Source organism: Sphingomonas pituitosa NBRC 102491 (genome assembly GCF_001598435.1).
GTDB lineage: Bacteria > Pseudomonadota > Alphaproteobacteria > Sphingomonadales > Sphingomonadaceae > Sphingomonas > Sphingomonas pituitosa.
Map to the genome: position 1 here is coordinate 25,758 of NZ_BCYY01000003.1, position 13,574 is coordinate 39,331.

Sequence of the window (13,574 nt, forward strand, 5' to 3'; positions counted from 1 at the left end):
TCCGGATAGGCCGAACGGAGCCCGCTGCGTAGTCGAGCGGCGGACCTGATCGTCCGTTCGTCTCGCGATCCGCCGGCAGGGGGCCTGGCTGTCGCAGGCATGGGGAGAATCGATGAACCTGCGCCTTTCGGCTTCCGCCTTGCTGCTGCTGGCGGCGTGCTCGAACACGACCGACCCGGCGCACAAGGGCGCCGGGCTCTCCGAAGTGCGCGCCGAAATCGCGGCGCACAATTACGGCACCGCCGCGGAGCATGCGCGCAAACTCGCGCAGCGCATGCAGGCAAATGCCGACGTGCAGTTCGAACTGGCGCGCGCGGAGGCGTTGCTTGGCAATCAGGGTGCCGCGTTCGACGCGCTGGACGCGGCGGTTCGTGCGGGATTGCCGAACGTGGCGGCAGCACTTGCCGACCCCGCGTTCAACGGGATCCGCGAGACGGAGCGCTTCGCCGCGATCGAGGCTCGGGCTTCGCCGGCCGGCCGCCGCGCCGAGCACCTCACCGCAGGGGAAGGCCCGGATCAAGTCTCGATCACGACCGACGCCCAGGGGCGCGACACGGTCCGGGCCGGCAACATCATCCTCGACACCGACTTCTAAGTTCCGGAGCCTTTCATGACGCTTTCGCTTCGCGCGGGTGCTTCCGCGCTCGCCACCGCCCTGGCGCTGGCCACCCCTGCCCTCCCTGCCCTCGCCGATCCGGTCAACGGCACCGGTCGCGCACCGATCACCAAGGATGTGGAAACGGTGCGCAATGTCGCGACCGCCGAGGCCCGGCGCCAGATCGTGGTCGCGATGCTTACCCAGGTGATCGGCGCGGATCGCCTGCGCGAGGTGGCGCCGCAGACCATCGAGGCGATCGCCGCCCAGCTTCGTGCCGACATGATCACCGGCCAGTCCAGTCGCCGCGAAGGCACGATGTTCGTGGTGGAACTCACCGCCGATGTGGATGGCGCGTGGTTCCGCGGGCTGCTGGACGCGCACGACATCGACAGTTCCTCGCGGCGCGCCGATGGCGACCGCGCCACCATCTTCGTCATGCTCGACCAGGTCGACGACGTGGCAAGCGACTTTGCGACACCGGCCGAAACCGAAACCTCGTACGAGCGGCAGACCGGCGGATCCTTTGCCGACCGATCCAGCGTCACCGCATCGAGCCGGGAAAGCGCTGCCGCGTCGTCCCGTTCGGCGAGCGCGTACAGCAACAGCGGCTCGGGCGCGTTTCGCTCGTCGGCGGCCGGTGCAGCGCGCAGCAGCGGCGCCGCGGCCTATGGCGCATCCGGCACCGACGGCTCGGCGGCAGGCCGGGCACGAAGCAACAGCGCCAGCGGCTACAGCGCCAGCGCCGCGGGCGCCTATACGGCACGTGCCGCGGGCGCCGCGCAGTCGGCATCGTCGAGCGCGCGGTCCAGCGCCGCGAGCTTTGCCGACCGGACCGACATCCAGGCCGAAGTGCATGACGATGTCCGCTTCCACACGCGCACCGTCTACCAGCGGCCGGCGGCCAATTCCGATGGCGATGCGATCATGAGCGCGCTCAAGGGTTCGCTCGGCGCGTACGGCGTCGTCACCGCCGATTCCTGGGCAGCGCTGTCGGGCTATTTCGCCAACCAGCCACCGCGCTATGCCGCACTGAAGCGGGATGCCCGGTACCAGGCATTTCTCACGTCGCTGAGCAGCCGAAACGCGCCCTTCTTCCTGGGGGGCACCTTCGCCGTCACGCATGCCGGCAAGGACATGGCGACCGGTCAGGCGCGCTGTTCGGGCCGCCTTGACGCTACCGCCTTCGCCACCGTTGACGGACGGGATCTCGCCAGCGGCATGTTCAACGCCACGGCGACTGGGATGAGCCCGCAGGAATGCGGGTCGAAGCTGGCCGAAGCCCTGGGCAGGCAGGCCGCGGCGGGTCTGGGGCCGCGGGTCCAGAATCACTGGCGCAGCGTCGCGCGTGCTGCCGTGGGGCAGGATACCAGCCAGCTTGCCGAATATGCGCTCGTGCTGCGGGCGACGAGCATGAACATGGCGATGCAGGCAGACGTGCTCGACGCGCTGCAGGGTATGCCGGATGTGCAGGGGCAGAACTTCGTCGCCGCCACCGGCACCGAGATGCGCTTCACGGTGCGCTATTCCGGGGCGATGCCGTTGCAGCTCGCGATCTACCAGAAGCTCCGCGGGCGGCCGGGCTTCGCCGACATGCAGGCGAATGCGGAAGGCCGAAGCGTCACCCTGTGTCTGTCGGGCTGCGGTGCGGCGCGGTGAGGGTCCTCGGCCTCGGCCTGCTGCTCGCCGCGCCTTCCGCGGCGGTGGCGCAGGACGCTCCGCATCTCTGGGCGGTCGCCGGCCTGTACGGGCTGGAGCGCAGCGCCTGCGCAGGCACGGCGGGGGATAGCGCCGCCTGGGACGGGGCGATGGTCGCTCCGATCTTCTGCCCCTCGCTGGACGAAGCGCACCGCGTCGCCATCGGCCAGCGCTTCGCGGCAGCGGTGGCGCGCGCCTTTCCGCAGGTCGAGACCCGCTTCGCCGAAAGCCTGCCCGCCGACGCTACCGCCCGGGCGAAGCTCGCCCATACGCTGGTCGCCTCGCTGCGGCTCACCCGCGCGACGGTGTGGAGGCTGGAAAAGCCAGCCGGCGTCGATGCCTATCTGCCGATCACGCTGACGTTGCAGATCACCAACGCCGCGACCGGCGAAGTGGTGTTTACCCGCACGCGCAGCGATGTCGCGCAAGGTACCTTCCCCGCCGATGGCGTGGACGCGGCGCTGGTGGCGCAGTTCGATGCCCGGCTCGACGCCACGTTGCAGGCGCTGGTGGCGGAGGCGGCCGCGGCGTGGAAGCCCTGGGCACAGCAGGCGGTGGTCGTCGCTGCCGATGGCGATCGCTGGATCATCGACAAGGGGCGCAGCCACGGCCTGCGGACGGACGACGCCATCGGTGCCGACGGCCGCATCCTCTATGCGGCGGCCAACTACGCCGTCGTGCAGCCCACGCTCGGCCGCTACCGGACGGGGCAGGTTCTCGCGCGCACCGCCGTGGCGCCGGCCGAGCTGCTCGCCAAGCCCAGCGTTCTTGTCGCCATGGATGCGCTGCCCAAAGAATATGCCGCCCCCTATCTGTCACAGATCTTCGAGGATGCGCTGGGCACCCGCGCGAATTTCGCGCCGATGCCGGTCAATCCCGGCTTCTCGGATCTGCGCCAGCGCGCGCTAGGCGAGGCCCAGGCGGCGGCGATGGCGGCGGACGCGCGGAGCCTGCCCGATTATGTGGCCAGCGTCTCGATCGCTGCCCTGCCCTCGGTGCGCTTTGCGAGCAACGTCCCTGGCGTGACCCTCGAGCGACACGAGGCGCATGCCTTCGTCTCGCTGGTGGACCAGACGGGCCGCGTGGTGGCCACCTTCCACGGCACCGGGCGCATTCAGGACGAGGTTGCCGGCGGGATGCATTTTTCCCCGGAGCAACGCCGCGACACGGTGGTACGCAACGCGCTGCTCGACGCGGCGGCGGCCATGGCGCGCTTCAGGCCGCAAGCGATCGACGTGCCGATCGTCGCGGAGCGCGGCGCCATGCTGGTGCGCGATACCAGCGGCGCCCTGCCCTCCGGCGCGCAGGTGACGGTGCTGCGCGACATCGGGACGATCCAGGGCATCGCCGGGCGGGTGCGCGTGCCGGTGGGCGAGGTCACCACCGGCGCGCCGGTGCCGGGAGGCCTTGCCGCGAGCGACGCCGGGGCCACTGCGCTCATCCTCAGGGGCGGCGAAACCGTGACGATCGAGCACGCAGGGGAGCACGCGGCAGCGCCGCTCACTTCGCGCCTGGCCGCGGCGCAGTGCACCGATCCCGACGGCGGCATTCGCGTGGAAGATCGCGGCCCCCTCGCCGTGCCGGTCTGGGCGCTTGCTGCCAATGCGAGCTTCGCCGGCCGATATGGCGGCGTGGTCCAGCTGGCGACGCTGCCGTCCCGGCTTGCGGCGCTCGGCGCGGAATTCTCCGGCTGGCGGCGGTTCCCCCCGGCGCGGCAACGCACACCCGATTATTGTTTCGTGCCGGTTCTCGCGGTGACGCCTGCAGCCACCGGCTACGACCTCACCGTCGGCTTCAAGCTGATGCGGGGCGACCAGAAACTTGTCGGGAGCGGGCTGCGCTCCGTGCTCACGCCGACCCGGCTGCCCGCCGGTACCGCCGCCGAAGATGTGGCGGCGATGCTCCAGCACGATCTCGCCGCGCAACTTCCGGTGCTCGCCGACAAGGCGGCAGCGGCGCTCAAGCCGGCGCAGTGACTCATTTTCCACCACAGAGGGACGTCCGATGAAGACCGTGAAGATTGCATTTGCCGCAGCGATGCTGCTCGCGCCGGTTGCGGCGCATGCCCAGTTCGGGGGACTGGGCAAGAAGGTGCTCGGCGGTGGCGGCGGTGATTCGGCACCCGCCGCGGATGCCGACGCGTTTCTGGCCAACGCAAGCCGCTCGACCAAGAACGTCATGCTCTCCGCCGCGCTGCTTGCCCAGGCGGTCACCACCCGCGGCGATCTGGCGGGACGCAAGGCCGAACTCGTGGCACTGCAGAACGCGCACGACGTCAAGGAGCTCGACGCGCACCGGGCCAGCTTGAGTTCCGACCTGGCGACGCTGAACGGTCGCGCGGATCTCGCCGCCGATCTGTCCTCGGCCTATGATGCCGGCAATGCCGAGCAAAAGAAGATGATCCAGACGGCGTTGGCGAACCTGGCGATCGGGATTTACCGCAACACCGAGCTTGTCGGGCAGGCGCCCGCGATGGTGCAGGGCATCGGCCGCAATCCGTTGCTGGCCACCCGCATCGGGCAGTTCAGGCTGGCGGCGGCGCTGGTGGAGCTTCAGGGCAAGGGCCTCGGCGGCATCGCCACCAAGATGCCGAAGCTGCTGTCGGCAGTGAAGGTGAAGGCGCCCAAGACGTCGGCGACCAGCGAGCCGGAGGCCGTCGCACTGTAAGTTCCACTGCGACACATCGCCAAGCGCCCGACCCCTTGGCCGTCGGCGCTTGGCAGCCACCCTTCGGCACTGCTGATGCGCCAGGCAGGGGGAAGCGATTGACCGTCCCGCAGAATTGCAGCCGGCCGATGCGGTGACGCGGCAAGCATCTTCCATTCTCGACGCGGCGGACGGCACATTGGCGTTCAGGCTGCCCCGATCCTCTCCTCTCCTCGCCGCTCCCACCGCCTGGAGCTTTGTGCGCCGCGGAAATTTGCGCTAGTCTGCGCATTGTCCGGCTCACAGGATCGCGCAAATTTCAGGAAAGCTCCCGAACATGAGGCCAGTCTGCGCGAAACGCGAGACGAAAACGCCCGTGGCCCAACTGCGCAACGGGAATCCTGCCTATGGGTCCCGGTCCTAGTTCATAGGAGACTGCGTAATGTTCCTGCTCATCGCCGCGACCATCGCGGTCGCTACTCCCGCCGAATTGAACAGCGCGTTGAGGAAGGCGAAGCCCGGCGACGTCATCCAGCTTGCACCTGGCAGATATGGGACGGTCACGATCGCCAGCTCGGACGTGACGATCAAGAGCGCCAACCCCGGGCGGCGGGCACAGTTTGATCGCATCGCCATCAACAATGCCCGCAACCTGGTCCTGTCCGGGATCGAGGTGTCGTACACCCCCGCTCCCGGCGAGCCGAATTGGCAGGTGATGATCCGCGTCACCAAAGGATCGAACGTCACCATCGACGACGCCTATGTTCATGGGGTGATCGATGGGGATGTATCGCGGGATGTGAACGGGATCTGGGCGTACGACGTCGATGGATTCTCGGTCACGAATTCTCGGTTTCTGGAGATCAATGCCGGTATCAAGGCCGACAGCAGCCGGAACGTCGTGATCCGGAACAACGACATCGGATTTATCGGCAACGACGCGATCGAGATTCCCGGTTCCGACGGCGTGCTGATTTCGCAGAACACGATACATGATTTCCGCACGAATCCCGGCATGCATCCCGATGGTGTTCAGTGCTGGACGACGCGCAAGCCATCCGGCTGCAAGAACGTGCGCATTCTCCACAACCAGATCATCGGCAGCCCCGGCCACGAGCCGCAGGGGATCTTCTTCGGCGATGAGGACCGCGTCGGCGGGTACGAGAATATCGAGATCACCGGCAACCGCTTCTACATGACGATGTGGCATGCGATCAGCCTGTCCAGCCGCCCGAAGAACGTCACGATCCGCTCGAACGAAGTCGTCGGAGGTCCGAACTTCACGCCCTGGATACGCGTCGACGGGCCGGCGGTGGTCGAGGGGAACCGGGCGCCCACCTATCACATCGGCACCAAGTCAAACGTCGTGCCGCGCGGCAACGTCATCGCCGGGGCGTTCCGCAAGTAACGCGGGACGTCTCGGCGCCGGCCGGCGCCCTGTCAGGCGTCGGCCCCATGCGCAGTGCCGGCCGCCCCCCACATTTGCGCCGGCTAGAGCCAGCCCAGCGCCCGGAAGCTCGCGGTGTCTCCAGGGGCCAGCACCAGGTGATCGATCAGCCGCACGCCCACCGGCGCCAGCGCGAGCAACAGTCGGCGTGTCGTTTCCCGGTCGGCAGCGCTGGGCCGGGGATCCCCGCTCGGGTGATTGTGCGCCATCAGCACCGCCGCCGCATCGAAGGCGAGTGCATCGGCCACAACCCGGCGGATCGGGACGTCGACGGCATCCACCCGCGCCCCTTGCATGTGCCGCATGCCCAGCAGCCGGCCGTCGCGCGCCAGATAGGCGAACGCGGCGATTTCCACGCGCTCCCGCCCGAGGCGGCCGAACAATGCATGTGCGGCCGGAGCGTCGACGATATACGGGACCTGCGACAGAACCGGCATGGTCCTGCCATGCCACCACGGTCCGGCGGCCCATACCGCAACCCGCTCCGAAGCGGAGCAAAGGCCGAACGCGCGAAGGCGGATGACTTGCGCGCCCGCCCTCGCTAGGCTCATCCCATGCGTCAATATCTCGATCTCATGGCCCGCGCGCTCAACGACGGCGTGGAGGTGATGGACCGCACGGGCACCGGCACCCGCAGCGTGTTCGGCGCGCAGATGCGCTTCGACCTGGCGGCAGGCTTCCCGCTGCTCACCACCAAGAAGCTCCATATCCGTTCGATCCTGATCGAACTGCTCTGGTTCCTGCGCGGCGACACCAATGTCCGCTGGCTGCAGGACCGCAAGGTGAGCATCTGGGACGAATGGGCCGACGAAAACGGCGATCTCGGCCCCGTCTATGGCAAGCAGTGGCGCGACTGGGAGACGGCGGATGGACGCCATGTCGACCAGATCGCCGAGCTGATCGAGACGCTGAAGACCAACCCCGCCTCGCGCCGGATGATCGTCTCCGCCTGGAATCCCGGCGAACTGGGCGCGATGGCGCTCGCGCCGTGCCACTGCCTGTTCCAGTGCCATGTCGCAAACGGCCGGCTGAGCCTGCAGCTCTACCAGCGCTCCGCCGACATCTTCCTCGGCGTGCCGTTCAACATCGCCAGCTATGCGCTGCTCACCCATCTGCTCGCGCAGCAGGCGGGGCTGGAAGTGGGCGACTTCATCTGGACCGGCGGCGACTGCCACCTGTACCTCAACCATCTCGAGCAGGCGCAGGCGCAGCTTTCGCGCACGCCGGGCCCGCTGCCGCGGCTGGAGATCCTCCGCAAGGCGCCGTCGATCGACGCCTATGACTATGAGGATTTCGCGATCCACGACTATATCGCGCAGCCGCACATCAAGGCGCCCGTGGCGATATGATCAGCTTCCACCTGGCCCGCGCGGACAATGGCGTGATCGGCCGCGACGGCCAGCTGCCCTGGCGGCTCCCCGCCGACCTCAAGCGCTTCAAGGCGCAGACCCTGGGGCGGCCGATGATCATGGGCCGCAAGACCTTCGAATCCTTCCCCGCGCCGCTGCCGGGCCGGCGCCATATCGTGCTGACGCGCGATGCCGGCTGGCAGGCGGAGGGCGCGGAGGTGGCGCACGACGTGGCGCAGGCGCTGGCGCTGGCGGGCGAGGACGCCGCGGTGATCGGCGGCGCGGAGATCTTCGCGCTGTTCCTCGACCGCGCCGATCGCATCGAGCTCACCGAAGTGCATTGCGACGCCGAGGGCGACGCCCATGTCCCGGCCTTCGATCCGGCCGCGTGGACGGAAATCGCGCGGGAAGCGCATCCGGCCGAAGGCGATCGCCCCGGCTATGCCTTCGTGACGCTGACCCGGCGCGAATGAAGCGGCCGATCCTGATCAGCCTTGCCGCGGTGCTCGCCATCGCCGCCTTCGGCTTTTTCGGGATCGCGCCGGCCGTGGTGGAAGCGGAGAGGAACCGGGTGGCGCCGGCGCCCCTGCCCCGGATCACGGCGCAGACGCGGGCGCTCCATGCCGGCCTCGCCATCGCCGATCTCCATGCCGATACGCTGCTGTGGCGGCGCAACCTGCTCGACCGCGCGAACCGCGGCCAGGTGGACCTGCCCCGGCTGCAGGCGGGCAATGTTTCGCTGCAGGTCTTCTCCTCGGTCACCAAGACCCCGCGCCACCAGAACTACGACGCCAACGACGCGGACAGCGACAACATCACCCTGCTCGCGATCGCCCAGCTCCAGCCGCCACGGACCTGGGGTTCGCTGCTCGAACGGTCCCTGTGGCATGCGGCGAAGCTGGCGCGCGCCGCCGATGCCTCGAACGGGCAGCTCCGGGTGATCCGCACCCCGGCCGATCTCGACCGGCTGCTGGCGGATCGCGCCGGCGGCCGGAAAGTGACGGGCGGGTTGCTCTCGATCGAGGGGCTGCAGGACCTGGAAGGCAAGCCTGCCAATCTCGATCGGCTGTATGCAGCGGGTTTCCGCATGGCGGGCTTCGCGCATTTCTTCGACACCGAGGCGGCGGGATCGATGCACGGGCGCGCCAAGGGCGGCCTGACGCCGATGGGCCGGCAGGTGCTGCGCCGCATGGAAGCGCTGGGCATGATCGTCGACGTCGCCCATGCCAGCCATGCGGCGGTGGCGGATATTCTGGCTGGCGCGCGGCGGCCGGTCGTCTCCAGCCATGGCGGCGTACAGGCGACGTGCAGGGTCAACCGCAACCTGACCGACGCGGAGATCCAGGGCATCGCCCGCACCGGCGGGGTGGTCGGAATCGGCTATTGGGAAGCGGCGGTCTGCTCGACCAGCCCCGCGGCGGTGGCCGAAGCGATCGCCCATGTCCGCGACCTGGTGGGGATCGACCATGTCGGGCTCGGCTCGGATTTCGACGGCGCGGTGACGTCGGGCTTTGATGCGTCGCAGCTGGTGGTGGTGACGCAGGCGCTCGTCGATCGCGGCTTTTCCGAACAGGAGATCGCCAAGGTGATGGGCGGCAACGTCCTGCGCGTGCTGCGCGCGGGGTTGGCGCCCACCAGGACCTAAGCGCCTTCTGCCGAAGGAAAGGCGCAGGGCGCTCACCCATTGGCATCGTCCCGGCCAATGCCTATAGCCACCGCCATGCAGCGGCTGGATGGCGGCTCGGCGGTTCCGTCTCCCCTCCGGGGCGCGATCGTTGCGCTGGGGAATTTCGATGGCTTCCATCTCGGGCACCAGGCGGTGGTCGGCCGCGCGGTGGAGCGTGCCCGCGCCGAGGGGCGGCCGGCGATCGTCGCGACCTTCGATCCGCATCCCCGCCGCTTCTTCCAGCCCGATGCCCCGCCCTTCCGCCTGACCACGCTGGACCAGCGCGAACGGCTGTTCGCCGCGGCGGGCGCGGCCGGCATGCTGGTCTTCCATTTCGACGCCACCCTCGCGCGCCTGACGGCCCGCCAGTTCGCCGAGCAGCTGGTCGATACGGCGGGTGCCGCCGGGGTCGTGACCGGCGAGGACTTCACCTTCGGCAAGGGGCGCGAAGGCACTGTGGCGATGCTGGCCGCGCTGGGCGCCGAACTCGGCTTCACCGCGGAGACGGTGGCGCCGGTAACGCTGGACGGCGAAACCGTCTCGTCCAGCCGTATCCGCGCGCTTCTCCAGGCCGGCGATCCGCGCGGCGCGGCCCTGCTCCTCACCCGGCCGTTCGCGATCGCGGCCGAAGTGGAAGGCGGCGCCAAGCTGGGCCGCCAGCTCGGCTACCCCACCGCCAACATGCGGGTCGGCAAGTATCTTCGGCCCCGGTACGGCATCTATGCGGTGCGCGGGCGGCTGGCCGACGGGCGCGTGCTGAACGGCGTGGCGAACCTGGGCATCCGTCCCAGCTTCGATCCCCCGGTAGAGCTGCTGGAGAGCTTCTTCTTCGATTTCAGCGGGGATCTCTACGGCCAGACCGTGGAGGTTGAGCTGATCGAATACCTCCGCCCAGAAGCCAAGTTCAACAGCCTTGAGACACTGACCGCGCAGATGGACCTGGATGCCGCACAAGCGAGGACGCTGCTCTCCCCCCTTCCCTGACGAACACCAGCCCCGGGGCTGCTCCGTTCATGGCCGCCGCCTGTGCCGGGCGAATGAATCGCGCCAAGGACTCGCCCGTCATCGATCCGAGGCCCGTGCATGACGGACGGGGCGGATGGCGATCGATGCGCTGCCGTGGAGGCGGCCTCTTTGTGCCCGCAGGCTTGCCCTGCGCTCAGATCCCGCCGTCGACGGCGTCGAAGCCGCGGGCTTCCAGCCCCTCGGCGAGGATCGCGACGCACCGGTCCACGATGACAGGATCGGTCGCGCGAACGACGAAGTTCGCCCCGACTCGGCCGTCGCGGAAGAACGGATAGCTGCCGATCGACACGCCTTCCTGCGCCCGCTCGGTCTCGCCCAGCAGGTCCGCGATCTCGCTCTCGGCGACCCAGCAGCCGATCGTGCGCGACACCACCGGAAGGCCCCCCTCCAGCGTACCGGTCAGCGCATCGAGCATGCCTGCCGCGATGTGCGGCACGCCGGCCAGAATGAAGATGTTGCCCCAGCGGATGCCCGGCGCGCCGGACATTCGGTTGACGATGAGATCGGCACCGTCGGGCACCCGCGCCATCCGCAGCCGCGCCTCGGTCAACCCGCCCTTGCTCGCATAATAGGCCTCCAGCGCCGCACGCGCTTCCGGATGGACGACCACCGGCACGGCCAGCGCCGCGGCGATCGCGTCCACCGTGATGTCGTCATGCGTCGGGCCGATGCCGCCGGTCGTGAAGCAATAATCGTTACGGGCGCGCAGCGTGTTCACCGCCTCGACGATCGCATCCTGCTTGTCCGCCACCACCCGCACCTCGGCGAGGCGGATCCCTTGCGCGTTCAGCCAGGTGGCGAGCTGCGCGATGTTCTTGTCCTGGGTTCGGCCCGACAGGATTTCGTCGCCAATCACTACCAGGGCCGCTGTCCAGATCCGCTCGTGCATGTGCCTAGCGCTACGCTCTCGCAAAGCCGGGTGCAAACGCCTATATGGACAGGATGACCGAATATGTGACCGTCACCGCGGATATGCCGCAGGCGCGCAGCCATGCGATCAAGCTCCATGGCCCCGAAGGCTTCGAAGGCATGCGCAAGGCCGGTCGCCTTGCCGCCGAAATCCTCGACGCGCTGGTACCGCATGTCGTCCCCGGCGTGACGACGCAGGAGCTGGACGACATCGTCCGCGCGATGACCGTCGCCGGCGGCGGTGTGCCCGCGACGCTCGGCTATCGCGGGTACGCGCACAGCTGCTGCATCTCGATCAACCATGTCGTCTGCCACGGCATCCCCGGCGACCGCGCCCTCAAGGACGGCGACATCGTCAATATCGACGTGACGCCGCTGCTCGGCGGCTGGCACGGCGATACCAGCCGCATGTATCTGGTCGGTGACGTGCCGATCAAGGCGCGCCGGCTGGTCGACGTCACCTATGAGTGCCTGATGCTCGGCATCGAACAGGCCAAGCCGGGCAACCATCTGGGCGATATCAGCCACGCGATCCAGCGCCATGCCGAGAAGCATCGCTACGGCGTGGTCCGCGACTTCTGCGGCCACGGCCTCGGCCAGGTGTTCCACGACGCGCCCGAGGTGGTGCATGTCGGCCGCCCGGGCACCGGCCCCGAGCTGCGCCCGGGCATGTTCTTCACCATCGAGCCGATGATCAACATCGGCCGCCCGGACGTGAAGCTGCTCGACGACGGCTGGACGGCGGTGACGCGCGACCGCTCGCTCTCGGCGCAGTTCGAGCACTCGATCGGCATTACCGAAACCGGCTGCGAGATCTTCACGACCAGCCCGAAGGGCCTCCACCAGCCGCCCTACTGATTCTGATTTCGTCGCCCCAGCGAAAGCTGGGGGGCTCCCGTCTCACGCTGCTGGGCTTGTGGTAGGAGATCCCGGCGTTCGCTGGGATTGCGGAGCGCCCAAGAGCGCTCCGCAACAATCTTGCGCTCCCCCGCAACTTCCGCTAATCGGCCGCCAGCATCAAGAGTCGGGCCGACGCCCGGCACCAACCTGCCCCGTGCAAGGTGGTGCCTCCATGTCGTAGTGGAGGGATGTGGCCGAACCCGGCAACACGGTGTCCACGCCACATCTCCTGTCGTCACCCGCCTCCTGCGCAACAGCAAGAAGGCAGTAGAGCGTGACGACCGAAGCCCAGCAATTCGCCAGCGACAATTATGCCGGAATCTGCCCCGAGGCATGGGCAGCGATGGAAGCCGCCAACACCGGCCACGCCCCGGCTTACGGCGACGACCATTGGACGCACACCGCCGCCGACGCCTTCCGCACGCTGTTTGAAACTGAGTGCGAAGTGTTCTTCGCCTTCAACGGCACCGCGGCCAATTCGCTGGCGCTGGCGGCGCTCTGCCAGTCCTATCACAGCGTGATCTGCTCGGCGGCGGCGCATGTCGAGACCGACGAATGCGGCGCACCCGAATTCTTCTCGAACGGCTCCAAGCTGCTCGTCGCCCAGAGCGAGGACGGCAAGCTGACCCCCGCCGCCGTGCGCGCCGTGGCGACCAGCCGATCGGACATCCATTTTCCCAAGCCGCGCGTGGTGACGATCACGCAGCCGACCGAAACCGGCCAGATCTACACCGTGGACGAAGTGAAGGCGCTTTCCGCCATATGCCGCGAACTGGGCCTGAAGCTGCACATGGACGGCGCCCGCTTCGCCCATGCCGTCGCGACGCTGGGCTGCGATCCGGCGGACATCACCTGGCGCGCCGGCGTCGACGTGCTCTGCTTCGGCGGCACCAAGAACGGCATGGCAGTGGGCGAGGCCGTGCTGTTCTTCGATCCGGTGCTGGCACAGGACTTTGACTATCGCTGCAAGCAGGCGGGGCAACTCGCTTCCAAGATGCGGTTCCTGGCGGCCCCCTGGGTCGGCATGCTGGAGAACGGCGCCTGGCTGCGCAACGCCGCCCATGCCAATGCCTGCGCGCAGCGGCTGGCAGGGCAGATCGACGGGTTGCCGGGCATCGAGCTGATGTTCCCGGTGGAAGCCAACGGGGTGTTCGTCCGCGCGCCCGAACCGGTGCTGGAGGCGCTGCGGGTGCGGGGCTGGCGCTTCTATACCTTCATCGGCGGCGGCGCCCGCTTCATGTTCGCCTGGGATGCCGATCCGGCGCGGGTGGACCAGCTGGCAGCCGATATCCGCGCGGTCAGCGACACGACGGCGCTGGCGGCCTGACCGCAAGAGCG

At 68.6% G+C, this 13,574-nt stretch carries 13 protein-coding genes and 1 riboswitch; of the genes, 11 read left to right on the forward strand and 2 right to left on the reverse strand.

Annotated features, from left to right (window positions below):
• Positions 1–139 precede the first annotated feature (139 nt).
• From SPI01S_RS04935 to SPI01S_RS04955, 5 genes are all read left to right on the forward strand, one after another.
• Positions 140–595: a TPR end-of-group domain-containing protein gene (locus tag SPI01S_RS04935; RefSeq protein WP_157084566.1), complete on the forward strand. Its 456-nt coding sequence runs from the start codon at positions 140–142 to the stop codon at positions 593–595.
• Positions 596–610: 15 nt separating this feature from the next.
• Positions 611–2,254 carry a hypothetical protein gene (locus SPI01S_RS04940; protein ID WP_066719071.1) on the forward strand — a complete coding sequence of 548 codons (1,644 nt, stop codon included), beginning with the start codon at positions 611–613 and terminating at the stop codon, positions 2,252–2,254.
• A complete protein-coding gene (locus SPI01S_RS04945) occupies positions 2,251–4,269 on the forward strand; it encodes a hypothetical protein (RefSeq protein WP_157084567.1) in 2,019 nt (672 codons plus the stop codon). The genes SPI01S_RS04940 and SPI01S_RS04945 overlap by 4 nt, the downstream gene beginning before the upstream one ends.
• A 28-nt stretch (positions 4,270–4,297) precedes the next feature.
• Positions 4,298–4,960: a hypothetical protein gene (locus tag SPI01S_RS04950; protein ID WP_066719075.1), complete on the forward strand. Its 663-nt coding sequence runs from the start codon at positions 4,298–4,300 to the stop codon at positions 4,958–4,960.
• Between the two features lie 421 nt (positions 4,961–5,381).
• Complete coding sequence (locus SPI01S_RS04955; protein WP_066719078.1) at positions 5,382–6,347, forward strand: right-handed parallel beta-helix repeat-containing protein; 966 nt, start codon at positions 5,382–5,384, stop codon at positions 6,345–6,347.
• Positions 6,348–6,430: 83 nt separating this feature from the next.
• Here SPI01S_RS04955 and SPI01S_RS04960 read toward each other — a convergent pair whose 3' ends face one another.
• Entirely contained in the window at positions 6,431–6,823 is a 393-nt protein-coding gene (locus tag SPI01S_RS04960) for a JAB domain-containing protein (RefSeq protein ID WP_066719081.1), read from the reverse strand.
• A 117-nt stretch (positions 6,824–6,940) separates the two neighbouring features.
• Between SPI01S_RS04960 and SPI01S_RS04965 the strand changes: the two genes are divergently transcribed.
• From SPI01S_RS04965 to SPI01S_RS04980, 4 genes are all read left to right on the forward strand, one after another.
• Positions 6,941–7,735, forward strand: a complete 795-nt coding sequence (locus SPI01S_RS04965; protein WP_066719084.1) for a thymidylate synthase — start codon at positions 6,941–6,943, stop codon at positions 7,733–7,735.
• Positions 7,732–8,208 (forward strand): dihydrofolate reductase, encoded by a 477-nt coding sequence (locus SPI01S_RS04970; protein ID WP_066719086.1) that lies wholly within the window; start codon positions 7,732–7,734, stop codon positions 8,206–8,208. The genes SPI01S_RS04965 and SPI01S_RS04970 overlap by 4 nt, the downstream gene beginning before the upstream one ends.
• Positions 8,205–9,380, forward strand: coding sequence for a dipeptidase (locus SPI01S_RS04975; protein WP_066719089.1), 1,176 nt, complete (start codon positions 8,205–8,207; stop codon positions 9,378–9,380). Before SPI01S_RS04970 ends, SPI01S_RS04975 begins: the two co-directional genes overlap by 4 nt.
• Positions 9,381–9,455: 75 nt before the next feature.
• Positions 9,456–10,385, forward strand: coding sequence for a bifunctional riboflavin kinase/FAD synthetase (locus tag SPI01S_RS04980; protein WP_066719091.1), 930 nt, complete (start codon positions 9,456–9,458; stop codon positions 10,383–10,385).
• Positions 10,386–10,560: 175 nt separating this feature from the next.
• On the opposite strand, the gene SPI01S_RS04985 is transcribed toward SPI01S_RS04980, so the two are convergent.
• Positions 10,561–11,316 (reverse strand): competence/damage-inducible protein A, encoded by a 756-nt coding sequence (locus tag SPI01S_RS04985; protein ID WP_066719093.1) that lies wholly within the window; start codon positions 11,314–11,316, stop codon positions 10,561–10,563.
• A gap of 53 nt (positions 11,317–11,369) precedes the next feature.
• Between SPI01S_RS04985 and map the strand changes: the two genes are divergently transcribed.
• On the forward strand, positions 11,370–12,194 hold the full coding sequence (map, locus tag SPI01S_RS04990; protein WP_066719100.1) for a type I methionyl aminopeptidase: 825 nt from the start codon (positions 11,370–11,372) through the stop codon (positions 12,192–12,194).
• A gap of 151 nt (positions 12,195–12,345) precedes the next feature.
• Positions 12,346–12,457: riboswitch (SAM-I-IV-variant riboswitch) on the forward strand.
• Positions 12,458–12,510: 53 nt separating this feature from the next.
• A complete protein-coding gene (locus tag SPI01S_RS04995; RefSeq protein WP_066719102.1) occupies positions 12,511–13,563 on the forward strand; it encodes a threonine aldolase family protein in 1,053 nt (350 codons plus the stop codon).
• Positions 13,564–13,574: the final 11 nt, after the last annotated feature.